Annotated in this window: 13 protein-coding genes; 6 read left to right on the top strand and 7 right to left on the bottom strand. The window is 73.0% G+C overall.

The features are described from left to right. Positions 1–58: 58 nt before the first annotated feature. The 3 genes from nhaA to DRB89_RS06570 are packed head-to-tail and all read left to right on the top strand — an operon-like array spanning position 59 to position 2,977. The gene (nhaA, locus tag DRB89_RS06580) at positions 59–1,492 is read left to right on the top strand and encodes a Na+/H+ antiporter NhaA (protein ID WP_112447468.1); all 1,434 of its coding nucleotides are present in this window, start codon (positions 59–61) and stop codon (positions 1,490–1,492) included. Positions 1,493–1,544: 52 nt separating this feature from the next. Further along, the gene (locus DRB89_RS06575) at positions 1,545–2,003 is read left to right on the top strand and encodes a phage holin family protein (protein ID WP_112447466.1); all 459 of its coding nucleotides are present in this window, start codon (positions 1,545–1,547) and stop codon (positions 2,001–2,003) included. Then, on the top strand, positions 2,000–2,977 hold the full coding sequence (locus DRB89_RS06570; RefSeq protein ID WP_112447464.1) for an alpha/beta hydrolase: 978 nt from the start codon (positions 2,000–2,002) through the stop codon (positions 2,975–2,977). The genes DRB89_RS06575 and DRB89_RS06570 overlap by 4 nt, the downstream gene beginning before the upstream one ends. 417 nt (positions 2,978–3,394) lie before the next feature. Here the strand turns inward: DRB89_RS06570 and DRB89_RS06565 are convergent, their stop codons facing one another. The 3 genes from DRB89_RS06565 to nth all read right to left on the bottom strand — a co-directional run bounded on the left by DRB89_RS06565 (position 3,395) and on the right by nth (position 6,354). Further along, positions 3,395–4,597, bottom strand: a complete 1,203-nt coding sequence (locus DRB89_RS06565) for a MarP family serine protease (protein WP_112447462.1) — start codon at positions 4,595–4,597, stop codon at positions 3,395–3,397. Between the two features lie 13 nt (positions 4,598–4,610). After that, the gene (locus DRB89_RS06560) at positions 4,611–5,468 is read right to left on the bottom strand and encodes a CoA pyrophosphatase (protein ID WP_239516036.1); all 858 of its coding nucleotides are present in this window, start codon (positions 5,466–5,468) and stop codon (positions 4,611–4,613) included. Between the two features lie 85 nt (positions 5,469–5,553). Further along, positions 5,554–6,354 (bottom strand): endonuclease III, encoded by an 801-nt coding sequence (gene nth / locus DRB89_RS06555; RefSeq protein WP_112447460.1) that lies wholly within the window; start codon positions 6,352–6,354, stop codon positions 5,554–5,556. A 397-nt stretch (positions 6,355–6,751) separates the two neighbouring features. On the opposite strand from nth, the gene DRB89_RS06550 reads away from it, so the two are divergent. Both DRB89_RS06550 and DRB89_RS06545 read left to right on the top strand, forming a co-directional pair. Further along, positions 6,752–7,426 (top strand): Crp/Fnr family transcriptional regulator, encoded by a 675-nt coding sequence (locus tag DRB89_RS06550; protein ID WP_003981529.1) that lies wholly within the window; start codon positions 6,752–6,754, stop codon positions 7,424–7,426. Positions 7,427–7,568: 142 nt separating this feature from the next. Then, a complete protein-coding gene (locus DRB89_RS06545; RefSeq protein WP_112447458.1) occupies positions 7,569–8,408 on the top strand; it encodes a nucleotidyltransferase domain-containing protein in 840 nt (279 codons plus the stop codon). A gap of 10 nt (positions 8,409–8,418) precedes the next feature. On the opposite strand, the gene DRB89_RS06540 is transcribed toward DRB89_RS06545, so the two are convergent. The 4 genes from DRB89_RS06540 to DRB89_RS06525 all read right to left on the bottom strand — a co-directional run bounded on the left by DRB89_RS06540 (position 8,419) and on the right by DRB89_RS06525 (position 11,129). Further along, the gene (locus tag DRB89_RS06540; RefSeq protein ID WP_112447456.1) at positions 8,419–9,264 is read right to left on the bottom strand and encodes an MBL fold metallo-hydrolase; all 846 of its coding nucleotides are present in this window, start codon (positions 9,262–9,264) and stop codon (positions 8,419–8,421) included. After that, a complete protein-coding gene (locus DRB89_RS06535; RefSeq protein ID WP_112447454.1) occupies positions 9,261–10,196 on the bottom strand; it encodes an NUDIX hydrolase in 936 nt (311 codons plus the stop codon). The genes DRB89_RS06540 and DRB89_RS06535 overlap by 4 nt, the downstream gene beginning before the upstream one ends. A 301-nt stretch (positions 10,197–10,497) precedes the next feature. After that, on the bottom strand, positions 10,498–10,968 hold the full coding sequence (locus DRB89_RS06530; protein WP_112447452.1) for a RidA family protein: 471 nt from the start codon (positions 10,966–10,968) through the stop codon (positions 10,498–10,500). Further along, entirely contained in the window at positions 10,965–11,129 is a 165-nt protein-coding gene (locus DRB89_RS06525; protein WP_112447450.1) for a DUF4177 domain-containing protein, read from the bottom strand. The genes DRB89_RS06530 and DRB89_RS06525 overlap by 4 nt, the downstream gene beginning before the upstream one ends. A gap of 76 nt (positions 11,130–11,205) precedes the next feature. Here DRB89_RS06525 and DRB89_RS06520 point away from each other — a divergent pair, with 76 nt between their 5' ends. Next, on the top strand, positions 11,206–12,186 hold the full coding sequence (locus tag DRB89_RS06520; protein ID WP_112447448.1) for an ArsA-related P-loop ATPase: 981 nt from the start codon (positions 11,206–11,208) through the stop codon (positions 12,184–12,186). Positions 12,187–12,189 lie beyond the last annotated feature (3 nt).

The raw sequence follows: 12,189 nt of genomic DNA, 5'->3' as shown, positions 1-12,189 counted from the left end.
GAAGTCTGGTCGGCAACGTGCTTCGTCATGCCGTCCAACCACCCCGGAGGTGCCACCCGTGGCCGCGCCCACCCCCACCGACCACCAGAGCCGCAAGCTCCTCGGCCGCCTCTCGCTGCCCGAGCGCCGCTTCGTGGCCGATGCCCTGCGCGCCGAAACCGTCGGCGGCGTCCTGCTCCTCGTGGCCGCGATCGCAGCGCTCATCTGGGCGAACGTCCCGGCCATCGCGGCCGGCTACGACAGCGTCCGCTCCTTCCACATCGGCCCCGCCGCCCTCGGCCTGGACCTCTCGCTCCAGCACTGGGCGGCCGACGGCCTGCTCGCCATCTTCTTCTTCGTCGCCGGCATCGAGCTCAAGCGCGAGCTCGTCGCGGGCGACCTGCGCGACGCCAAGGCGGCCGCGCTCCCCGTGATCGCCGCCGTCTGCGGCATGGCCGCGCCCGCGCTGGTCTACGTACTGGTCAACGTGCTCGGCGACGGCTCCACGGACGGCTGGGCGGTCCCGACCGCCACCGACATCGCCTTCGCGCTCGCCGTCCTCGCCGTCATCGGCACCTCGCTGCCGTCCGCGCTGCGCGCGTTCCTCCTGACGCTGGCCGTCGTGGACGACCTGTTCGCCATCATGATCATCGCGGTGTTCTTCACCAGCGACATCAACTTCCTGGCGCTCGGTGGCGCGGTCGCGGGCCTGATCCTGTTCTGGTTCCTGCTCCGCGTGGACGTGCACGGCTGGTACGTCTACGTCCCCCTCGCCCTGGTGATCTGGGGCCTGATGTACAACAGCGGCGTCCACTCGACCATCGCCGGCGTGGCCATGGGCCTCATGCTGCGCTGCCACCGCAAGGAGGGCGAGCAGCACTCCCCCGGCGAGCACATCGAGCACCTGGTGCGGCCCGTCTCGGCCGGCCTCGCCGTCCCGCTCTTCGCCCTCTTCTCCGCGGGCGTGTCCCTGTCCGACGAGTCCATCGGCCAGGTCTTCAGCCGTCCCGAGCCCCTCGGCGTGGTCCTCGGCCTGGTCGTCGGCAAGACCGTCGGCATCTTCGGCGGCACCTGGCTGGCCGCCCGCTTCACCAAGGCGGAGCTGAACGACGACCTCGCCTGGCCGGACGTCTTCGCCGTCGCCTCGCTCGCCGGCATCGGCTTCACCGTCTCGCTCCTGATCGGCGAGCTCGCCTTCACCGACGACCCCGTCCTCACCGACGAGATCAAGGCCGCCGTCCTGATCGGGTCCCTGATCGCCGCGGTCTTCGCGGGCGTCCTCCTCAAGATGCGCAACCACAAGTACAGGGCGCTCACCGAGGCGGAGGAACTCGACGAGGACCTCGACGGCATCCCCGACATCTACGAGCAGGACAAGCCGGAGTACCACTTGCGGATGGCGAAGATCTACGAGGCCAAGGCCGCCGAGCACCTGCGCAGGGCCGAGGCGGCCTCGGCCGGCGCCGGTGAAGGGCCGGGCGGGTCCAGCGCCGACGGCGGCCGTCCGGCATGATCTGACTGACGACAGGACAGCCGTCGCCGACGGCCGACAGAGGGAGAGAGCGATGAGCGCAGTGGACCAAGGGGCGCCGGGAGCCGAGCGCACACTCGGCCAGCTGGTCGCCTCGGCCACCGCCGAGATGTCCGCCCTGGTGCACGACGAGATCGCCCTCGCCAAGGTGGAGATCAAGCAGGACGTCAAGCGCGCGGGGATCGGCAGCGGGGCCGCCATCGCCGCGGGAGTGCTCGTGCTCTTCTCCCTCCCCGTACTGAGTTTCGCCGCGGCCTACGGCATCCACAACCTCGGGCTCGGGCTGGCCTGGTCCTTCCTGATCGTCGGTGTGGCGTTCTGGCTGCTCGCGGGTCTGGTCGGACTGCTCGCCGTGGTGAAGTTCAAGAAGATCAAGCCGCCGACGAAGACCATCGAGTCCGTCAAGCAGACCGCCGCGCTCGTCGGGACGGCCAAGCCGCACGCGCGGTCGGTCAGTGACAAGGCCGTGGGTGTGGCACGCTCGTCGTCATGACAGCGCCCTCCCCGGAATCCGGTACGTCCGGCCCGTCCGGCACTCCTCCCACGACTGCCTCGGCGGTACGGATCGACGTGCCCGGCGGGCGGACGGTGACCCACCGGGACGTCGCGGCCAACGGAGCGCGGTTCCACGTCGCCGAGATGGGCGACGGGCCGCTGGTGCTGCTCCTGCACGGCTTCCCGCAGTTCTGGTGGACGTGGCGGCACCAGCTGACCGCGCTCGCCGACGCCGGCTACCGGGCGGTCGCGATGGACCTGCGCGGGGTGGGCGGCAGCGACCGCACCCCGCGCGGCTACGACCCGGCCAACCTGGCCCTCGACATCACCGGGGTCGTACGGTCCCTCGGCGAGCCCGACGCCGCCCTCGTGGGGCACGACCTGGGCGGCTACCTCGCCTGGACGGCGGCGGTGATGCGGCCCAAGCTGGTGCGCCGGCTGGTGGTGTCCTCGATGCCGCACCCGCGCCGCTGGCGCTCGGCGATGCTGTCCGACTTCGGGCAGACCCGGGCCAGTTCGCACATCTGGGGCTTCCAGCGGCCGTTCGTGCCGGAGCGTCAGCTCGTCGCGGACGACGGGGCGCTCGTCGGGGAGCTGATCCGGGACTGGTCGGGGCCCCGGCTGCCCGACGAGGACGACGTGGCGGTGTACCGGCGGGCGATGTGCATCCCGTCCACCGCGCACTGCTCGGTGGAGCCGTACCGCTGGATGATGCGGTCCATGGCCCGGCCCGACGGGCTGCAGTTCAACCGGCGCATGAAGCGCCCGGTGCGGGTGCCGACGCTGCACCTGCACGGCTCGCTCGATCCGGTGATGCGGACGCGGAGTGCGGCCGGGTCCGGGCAGTACGTCGAAGCCCCCTACCGCTGGCGGCTGTTCGACGGGCTCGGGCACTTCCCGCACGAGGAGGACCCGCTGGCCTTCTCGACCGAGCTGGTCAACTGGCTGAAGGACCCCGAGCCCGACCGCTGAACCCGGCCGCCGAGCCCGCCGCGGGCCGGGGCCGCCCCGGCCGGGCCGGGGCCGCCCGGCCGCCCGGCCACCCGTGCGCGGGGGCCGGTGACGCGTGAGGCGTGTTGTATGACAAGCATTCAATTGCCTGGCGCATAGGCCAATTGGCCGCCCTCAACGCGATTACGGACCTTGGGGCCCGGGCACAGCTCGGAGTATGGGCTTGACGCACGACTACGGTGACACCGCACACGAACGCCGCTCGACGGTTACGCCGGGCACGCACAGGGGGCACGGCCAGGACGGCCACGACCTCCGACTCGATATTCCGCGCATCCTGCGCCGGCGGGCCCGCTGGGTCTCGGCCCGGCTGCGGCACCAGCGCACGTAGACACCACCGGGGCCCGGTCCCGGGGGTGAGTCCGGGGCCGGGATCCGTCAGAGGGCGCAGCCCTGGCTCTCGACCCGCCGGTCGGCCGTCTTCCCGATCCTGATGTCGTCGCGGATCTCGTCCGCCGTCAGGGCGTAGCCGGTGTTGGGGTCGTCGAGGGACTTCGCGAAGACGACCCCGTAGACCTTGCCTTCGGGCGTCAGCAGCGGGCCGCCGGAGTTGCCCTGGCGGACCGTCGCGTACAGGGAGTAGACGTCCCGTCGCACGGTCCCCCGGTGGTAGATGTCCGGACCCTTGGCGTTGATGCGGCCGCGGACGCGCGCCGAGCGGACGTCGTACGCGCCGTTCTCCGGGAAGCCGGCGACGATCGCGTCGCCGCCGCTCGCCGCGTCCTTGTCCGTGAACTCCAGCGCGGGCGCCTTCAGCTTGGGCACGTCCAGGACGGCGATGTCCCGCTCCCAGTCGTAGAGCACGACCTTGCCGTCGTACAGCTTGCCCTCGCCGCCGATCTGCACGGTCGGCTCGCCGACCCCGCCGACCACGTGGGCGTTGGTCATCACCTTGCCCGGCGCGAAGACGAAGCCGGTGCCCTCCAGCACCTTGCTGCACGCGGGCGCGGTACCGACGACCTTCACGATCGACTGCTTGGCCTGCTCCGCCACGGGGCTGCGCGCGAGCAGCGGGTCGGGCGGCTTGACCTCGGTGATCGGCTCGTTGGAGAACGGGCTGAAGACCTGCGGGAAGCCGTTGCGGGCGAGGGTGGAGCTGAAGTCCGTGAACCAGGTGTTCGCCTGCGCGGGGAGGACCCGCGAGACGCCGAAGAGCACCTTGGAGTTGCGGACCTCCTTGCCCAGCGTGGGAATTGACGTGCCGGCGACCATGGACCCGATCAGCCAGGCCACCAGCAGCATCGCGGCCACGTTCACCAGGGCGCCGCCCGTCGCGTCGAGCGCGCGGGCCGGGGACCAGGTGATGTGGCGCCGGAGCTTGCCGCCCAGATGGGTCGTCAGCGCCTGCCCGATCGAGGCACAGATGATGATCACGATCACGGCGACGACCACGACCGTGGTGGACACCTGGGTGCCGTTGTCGGTGACCCGGTCCCAGATCAGGGGCAGCAGGGACACGGCGATGAGACCACCGCCGAGGAAGCCGATCACCGACAGGATGCCGACGACGAACCCCTGGCGGTAGCCGACGATCGCGAACCATACGGCGGCGAGCAGCAACAGGATGTCCAGCACGTTCACATGGGCCACCGTCTCATGCGCGCCAGTCGAGCGGGACTTCCCGGGACCGGTCCCAGGGGCGCTCCCAGCCGGCGAAATGCAGGATCCGGTCGATCACTCCGGCGGTAAAACCCCAGACCAGGGCCGACTCGACGGTGAAAGCCGGTCCTTGGAAGCCTCCGGGGTGCACGACGGTGACACGGTGCTCGGGGTCCGTGAGATCGGCCACGGGCACCGTGAAGACGCGGGCGGTCTCGGCCGGGTCGACGACGCCGACCGGGCTGGGGGCGCGCCACCAGCCCAGGACCGGGGTCACGACGAAGCCGCTGACCGGGATGTAGAGGCGGGGCAGCACGCCGAAGAGCTGGACCCCGGCCGGGTCGAGCCCGGTCTCCTCCTCGGCCTCGCGCAGCGCCGCGCGCAGCGGGCCGGTGGTGTGCGGGTCGCCGTCCTCGGGGTCGAGGGCGCCGCCGGGGAAGGAGGGCTGGCCGGGGTGCGAACGCAGGCTGCCGGCGCGCTCCATGAGCAGCAGCTCGGGGCCGCGGGGGCCCTCGCCGAAGAGGATCAGCACGGCGGACTGGCGGCCGCCGCCGTCCTCGGGCGGCAGGAAGCGGCTGAGCTGGGTGGGGCGCACCGTCCGGGCCGCCTCGACGACGGGGTCGAGCCAGCCGGGCAGGCCGCGGGTGCGCAGGGCCGTGCTCCCGCGCCGGCCGCTCGTGGCGCTGTGGCCGCCGTGGCCGCTGCGGGCGTCGTGGCCGCTGCGGCCGCTGTGGGCGTCGTGGCCGCTGTGGCCGCTGTGGGCGCTCTGGGCGTCGTACGGGGCCTCGTGCGCGGCGGCGGCGCGGGGCACGGCGGTGGCGTCCGCCCGGCGGTTCTGCGTGGCCTCACTCATAGGCACCCCTATCCGTGTTCCCCCACGCACCGCAAAACGCGGGGCGGGTACCGATTCGTTCCTTGCGGGTGCGGTGCTTCCCGGGCTACTGGCCCGGCCCGGGCTTCGCCGGGAGGCCCGGGTAGTCCGGCGGCGGGCTCAGGCGCTGCCCGGGCTGGCCGCCCTTCTCGTACTTCAGGAGCTTCGCGGCCTTCTCCGGATCGGTCTCGCCCTCCCCGTAGGCCGGGCAGAGCGGGGCGATCGGGCAGGCGCCGCAGGCGGGCTTGCGCGCATGGCAGATCCGGCGGCCGTGGAAGACGACGCGGTGCGAGAGCATCGTCCACTCGCTCTTGGGGAAGATCGCGCAGATCTCCGCCTCGACCTTCTCCGGGTCCTCCTGCCCGGTCCACTTCCAGCGCCGCACCAGCCGGCCGAAGTGGGTGTCGACCGTGATCCCGGGGACTCCGAAGGCGTTGCCGAGGACGACGTTGGCCGTTTTGCGGCCGACTCCGGGGAGCGTCACCAGGTCCTCGATCCGGCCCGGGACCTCGCCGCCGAAGTTGTCGCGCAGGGACTGCGAGAGGCCGAGGAGGGACTTGGCCTTCGCCCGGAAGAACCCGGTCGGCCGGATGATCTCCTCCAGCGCCTCGGGATCGGCTCCGGCCATGTCCTCGGGGGTCGGATAGGCCGCGAAGAGGGCCGGGGTCGTCTGGTTCACCCGAAGGTCGGTGGTCTGCGCGGACAGCACGGTGGCGACCAGCAGCTCGAAGGAGTTCCGGAAGTCGAGCTCGGGGTGGGCGTACGGGTAGACCTCCGCGAGCTCGCGGTTGATCCTGCGCGCCCGCCGCACCATCGCCAGGTGGCTCTCCGGCTTCGCCCCGGCCTTCTTGACCTTGCTCTCTGCCATCCCCGAAGGCTACGCCGCGGAGCCCGCCGCCCGTGGCCGGACGTGATCTCCGCCCCGCCGGGGTTTCTTGGCCGAAGTTTTGCCCTGAGGCGGGGGTGAACCCTCCGGAGGGGGCCAAGTCGAGGCATGTTCGCCCACGGCTGAATTCCGGGTCTCCGTCACTCCCCCGGAGCCCTTGGCCTGTGCTCTCACCGGCCTGTTGGACCCCGGGCCGGTCCGGGGCGGAGCGCCGACACCTCCCCAGGACCTCAGGTAACACCACCCCGATCGGCCTCTCGCCGCACAGCACACCCGTACGTCCGGCATCCTTGTGATGAACGTGATTGATCGCACTGTTTGAGCCGTCCGGCAAAATGGGGGAGCGATCCCCCGGCCGGTCGACATAGGAGAGAGACTCGTGGACGACGTACTGCGGCGTGCCCCGCTCTTCGCGGCGCTCGATGACGAGCAGGCCGCGGAGCTCCGCGCCTCCATGGGCGAGGTGACCCTCGCACGCGGTGACGCGCTGTTCCACGAGGGCGACCCCGGTGACCGGCTGTATGTCGTCACCGAGGGCAAGGTGAAACTGCACCGCACCTCCCCCGACGGCCGCGAGAACATGCTGGCCGTCCTCGGCCCCGGTGAGCTGATCGGCGAGCTGTCGCTGTTCGACCCCGGCCCGCGCACCGCCACCGCCACCGCGCTGACCGAGGTCAAGCTGCTGGGCCTGGGCCACGGCGACCTCCAGCCCTGGCTGAACGCGCGGCCCGAGGTGGCCACCGCGCTGCTGCGCGCCGTCGCCCGCCGCCTGCGCAAGACCAACGACCAGATGTCCGACCTGGTCTTCTCGGACGTACCGGGCCGCGTGGCCCGCGCCCTCCTCGACCTGTCGCGCCGCTTCGGCGTGCAGTCCGAGGAAGGCATCCACGTCGTGCACGACCTCACGCAGGAGGAGCTGGCGCAGCTCGTCGGCGCCTCGCGCGAGACCGTGAACAAGGCCCTGGCCGACTTCGCGGGCCGCGGATGGCTCCGCCTGGAGGCCCGCGCGGTCATCCTGCTGGACGTGGAGCGGCTCGCGAAGCGGTCTCGCTGACGCCGGTCCCAGCCGGTTGAGGGGTCCTGCCCGTCGGGCGGGGCCCCTTTTCGTGTCCGTGCGGCACCGTTCCGGGGGCTCCGCCCCCGCGCGCCCGCGCCTCGAACGCCGGCGGGGCCGGAAATGGGGGCACAGTGGACCCATGGAGCACAGGGGCCTCGACGCGTACGGGTACTTCGAGCGCGAAGGCTCGCTCGGGCAGGTGCGGGCCGAGTTCCGGGGGCTGGTCGCCGCCGTGCGGGAGCGGATCGCGGAGGCGTACGGGCGACGGCTCCACAGCGCCTACCTGTACGGGTCCGTGCCGCGCGGGACGGCCGTGCCCGGGCGCTCCGACCTGGACCTGCTGATCGCCCTGCAGCACGAGCCCTCGGACGAGGACCGCGACACCGCCGAGGTGCTGGCGCGCGGCCTCGACGAGGACTTCGCGGAGATCGACGGGGTCGGCATCCTGCTGTACGGCAAGGACCGGCTGCTGAGCGAGCAGGAACGATTCGACCTGGGCTGGTTCCTCGCCTGCCTGTGCACCCCGCTGCTCGGCGCCGACCTGGCCGAGCACCTGCCCCGCTACCGCCCCGACAGCCTGCTCGCCCGCGAGACCAACGGAGACCTGGCCGAGCTGCTGCCCCGGATGCGCGCCTGGGCCCAGGAGGCCGCCACTCCGCAGGAGTGCCGCAAGCTGTGCAGGAGCTTCTCCCGGCACCTGGTGCGGACCGGGTTCACCCTGGTCATGCCCCGGTGGGGCGGCTGGACCAGCGACCTCGCGGAGTCCGCCGAGGTCTTCGGGCGGTACTACCCCGGCCGCGCCGCCCAGATGCGGGCCGCGGCGGCCGCCGCACTGGACCCGGTGGCGGACCCGGCCGTCCTGCGCGGGTACGTGGAGGACCTCGGGCCGTGGCTCGCCGATGAGTACACGGCCCGGCACGGGACCAAGACGGCCCGGGCCCGGGCCACGGCCCAGGCCCCCGCCGAAGCCACGGGCTAGGCGGTCCCCGTCACTCGGAGCGCCCCGGGATCAGCCCGTGGTCCCGCAGGTACTCCAGCTGCGCCCGTACGGACCATTCGGCCGCGGGCCACAGCGAGCGGTCCACGTCCGCGTAGACGTGCGCGACGACCGCCTCGGGGGAGGTCAGCCCGTTCTCGACGGCCGTCTCGATCTGCGCGAGGCGGTGGGCTCGGTGGGCGAGGTAGAACTCGACCGCGCCCTGCGCGTCGTCCAGGACCGGCCCGTGGCCCGGGAGCACCGTGTGGACCCCGTCGTCGACCGTCAGGGAGCGCAGCCGGCGCAGGGAGTCCAGGTAGTCGCCCAGGCGCCCGTCCGGGTGCGCGACGACGGTGGTGCCGCGCCCCAGGATCGTGTCGCCGGTCAGGACCGCGCGGTCGGCCGGCAGGTGGAAGCAGAGCGAGTCGGCGGTGTGCCCGGGGGTCGGGACCACGCGCAGCTCCAGTCCGCCGGTGCGGATGACGTCCCCGGCGGCCAGGCCCTCGTCACCGAGGCGCACGGCGGGGTCGAGGGCGCGGACCTTCGTACGGGTCAGCTCGGCGAAGCGGGAGGCGCCCTCCGCGTGGTCGGGGTGGCCGTGGGTGAGGAGCGTGAGCGCGACCCGCTTGCCGGCCTCCTCGGCGGCGGTGACGACCGCCCGCAGGTGTACGTCGTCCAGCGGGCCGGGGTCGATGACGACGGCCAGGTCCGAGCCGGGCTCGGAGACGAGCCAGGTGTTGGTGCCGTCGAGGGTCATCGGGGAGGCGTTCGGGGCCAGGATGTTGACCGCGCGGGCGGTGGCGCGCCCGGAGACGACCGTTCCGCGGGGCTGGCCGGGCAGGGCGGCGGCATCGGTCATGCGGGGTCACCTCCACGGGGCGCGCGGCCGGAGAGGGTGACGCGCTTGGTGAACTCGTCGTGGCCCGGCCAGCTCAGCACGAGCTCGTCGCCCTCGAAGGCGGCCCGGGCCAGGACGGCGGTCAGGTCCTGCCCGGGGGCCGCGGCCAGCGCGTCGGCGGCGCTCGCGTACGGCTCCAGGGAGCGCAGGGTGGTGATGGTGGGCGGCATCATCAGCAGCTCGCCCTTGTCATAGCCTGCGGCGGCGTCGGCGGGGCGGATCCAGACCGTGCGGTCGGCCTCGGTGGAGGCGTTGCGGGTGCGCTGGCCGGCCGGGAGGGCCGCCACGAAGAACCAGGTGTCGTAGCGGCGCGGCTCGAACTCCGGGGTGATCCAGCGGGCCCACGCGCCGAGCAGGTCGGAGCGCAGGACCAGGCCCCGGCGGTCGAGGAACTCGGCGAAGGACAGCTCGCGGGCGACGAGGGCCGCGCGGGCAGCCTCCCAGTCGTCGCCGGTGGTGTCGCCCACGACGGTGCCCGCGGACTCGCCGGCGAGCAGGACCCCGGCCTCCTCGAAGGTCTCGCGGACGGCTCCGCAGACGATCGCCTGGGCGGTGGCGGGGTCGGTGCCCATCCGGTCGGCCCAGTCGCGGCGGCTCGGGCCGGCCCAGCCGATGCCGAGGTCCGCGTCGCGGGGGTCGACGCCGCCGCCGGGATAGGCGTACGCGCCGCCTGCGAAGGCCATGGAGGCGCGGCGGCGGAGCATGTGGACGGCGGGGCCGCTCTCGCCGTCCCGCAGCAGCATGACGGTGGCGGCGCGCTTGGGCGGGACCGGGACGAGGGCGCCCTCGTTGAGCGCGCGGATGCGGTCGGGCCACTCCGGCGGGTACCACTGGCCTCCGGCGGGGGGCTCGGGCTGCGGCTCGGGCTGCTGACCATGCTGACCATTCGGCATGGCGGGATGCTACGGCCATCCGGCCCGATGTTCGAGGGTCACCCGCTGCGGGGTGCGGTGGTCCGCGTGCGGAGCGGGGCTGCGGAAGCCCGGGTGCGGGCTGCGCCCGGCCTTCTGGGGCTCCGCCCCGGACCCCGCGCCTCGAACTCCCCCGGCTACCGCTGGGAGGTGCCCCCTGGCGGGGCTGGATCTGGCCGCGGCGTCGCCGAACGCAGGGGCCCCGGCGGGCCGACGGACGGAGTCCGGCGCAGCGGGCCGAAGCCCGGGAGGCCCGCCAGGGCCGAGGGGTGCGAGGGGTGCGTCAGGAAGGGAGGAGTTCGACCTGGATCTCGATCTCCACCGGGGCGTCGAGCGGGAGCACCGCCACGCCGACCGCGCTGCGGGCGTGGACGCCCTTGTCGCCGAGGACGGCGCCCAGCAGCTCGCTCGCGCCGTTCAACACGCCCGGCTGGGCGGTGAAGTCGGGTGCCGAGGCGATGAAGCCGACAACCTTCACGACACGCGCGATCTTGTCGAGGTCGCCGACGACGGACTTCACCGCGGCCAGCGCGTTGAGCGCGCAGGTCGCGGCCAGTTCCTTGGCCTGCTCCGCCGAGACCTCGGCGCCGACCTTGCCGGTGACCGGCAGGCTGCCGCGGACCATCGGGAGCTGGCCCGCGGTGTACACGTACGCGCCGGAGCGGACGGCCGGCTGGTACGTGGCCAGCGGCGGGACGACCTCGGGCAGAGTCAGGCCGAGCTCGGCCAGCTTCGCCTCGACGACACCGCTCATGCCGCCTTCTCCCTCTTCAGGTAGGCCACGAGCTGCTCGGGGTTGTTCGGCCCGGGTACGACCTGGACGAGCTCCCAGCCGTCTTCGCCCCAGGTGTCAAGGATCTGCTTGGTGGCGTGGACCAGCAGCGGGACGGTCGCGTATTCGAACTTCTTGGTCATGGGAGCGAGGGTAGTGCCTGCCGTGCGGCCCCCCGGCACCACCGCCGCCACCCCGGAGGAATTAGGCTCGGGCCCTGTGAGCAGGCTCCAGGTGGTCAGCGGCAAGGGCGGCACCGGCAAGACCACGGTCGCCGCCGCACTCGCGCTCGCCCTCGCACGCGAGGGCAGGCGGACACTTCTGGTGGAGGTCGAGGGCAGGCAGGGGCTCGCGCAGCTCTTCGGCGCGGAGGCGCTCCCGTACGAGGAGCGGAAGATCGCCGTGGCCTCGGGCGGCGGCGAGGTCTTCGCGCTCGCCATCGACGCGGAGCGGGCGCTGCTCGACTACCTCCAGATGTTCTACAAGCTCGGCTCGGCCGGGCGCGCCCTCAAGAAGCTCGGCGCCATCGATTTCGCGACGACCATCGCGCCGGGGCTGCGGGACGTGCTGCTGACGGGCAAGGCCTGCGAGGCGGTGCGCCGCAAGGACAAGGCCGGCCGGTTCGTCTACGACCACGTGATCATGGACGCTCCGCCGACCGGGCGGATCACCCGCTTCCTGAACGTCAACGACGAGGTGGCGGGCCTGGCCCGGTTCGGGCCCATCCACAACCAGGCGCAGGCCGTCATGAAGGTGCTCAAGTCCCCCGAGACGGCCGTGCACCTGGTCACCCTGCTGGAGGAGATGCCCGTGCAGGAGACCGCCGACGGGATCGCCGAACTGCGGGCGGCGGGCCTGCCGGTGGGGCGGGTCGTCGTCAACATGGTCCGGCCGCACCACCTCGACGAGGACGCCCTGCGCGCCGCCGCCGGGGAGCACCGCTCCGACGTGGCCAAGGCGCTGTCCCGGGCCGGCCTCGGCGGCGCCCGGCGCGGCGGTCTGGCCGAACGGCTGGTGGACCCGCTGCTCTTGCAGGCGGTGGAGCACGCGAGCCGGGTGGAGCTGGAGCGCGCCCAGCGCGCCGTACTGGAGGAGCTGGACGTGCCGGCGTACGAACTCCCCCTGCTCGGCGCGGGAATGGACCTGGCCGGGCTCTACGGGCTCGCCGCGGAGCTGCGCAAGCAGGTGGGCGAGGAATGAGCG

This window comes from Streptomyces sp. ICC4 (genome assembly GCF_003287915.1).
GTDB classification, from domain to species: Bacteria; Actinomycetota; Actinomycetes; order Streptomycetales; family Streptomycetaceae; genus Streptomyces; species Streptomyces tritrimontium.
The sequence above is the reverse complement of the archived record's forward strand: the minus strand, read 5'-3'. Positions and strand labels throughout refer to the sequence as shown.

Coding starts and splice junctions, on each gene's coding strand:
- DRB89_RS06575 (WP_112447466.1), top strand. CDS start 1,545: ATGAGCGCAGTGGACCAAGGGGCGCCGGGAGCCGAGCGCACACTCGGC.
- DRB89_RS06570 (WP_112447464.1), top strand. CDS start 2,000: ATGACAGCGCCCTCCCCGGAATCCGGTACGTCCGGCCCGTCCGGCACT.
- DRB89_RS06560 (WP_239516036.1), bottom strand. CDS start 5,468: ATGAGTGAGGCCACGCAGAACCGCCGGGCGGACGCCACCGCCGTGCCC.
- nth (WP_112447460.1), bottom strand. CDS start 6,354: ATGGCAGAGAGCAAGGTCAAGAAGGCCGGGGCGAAGCCGGAGAGCCAC.
- DRB89_RS06545 (WP_112447458.1), top strand. CDS start 7,569: ATGGAGCACAGGGGCCTCGACGCGTACGGGTACTTCGAGCGCGAAGGC.
- DRB89_RS06540 (WP_112447456.1), bottom strand. CDS start 9,264: ATGACCGATGCCGCCGCCCTGCCCGGCCAGCCCCGCGGAACGGTCGTC.
- DRB89_RS06535 (WP_112447454.1), bottom strand. CDS start 10,196: ATGCCGAATGGTCAGCATGGTCAGCAGCCCGAGCCGCAGCCCGAGCCC.
- DRB89_RS06530 (WP_112447452.1), bottom strand. CDS start 10,968: ATGAGCGGTGTCGTCGAGGCGAAGCTGGCCGAGCTCGGCCTGACTCTG.
- DRB89_RS06525 (WP_112447450.1), bottom strand. CDS start 11,129: ATGACCAAGAAGTTCGAATACGCGACCGTCCCGCTGCTGGTCCACGCC.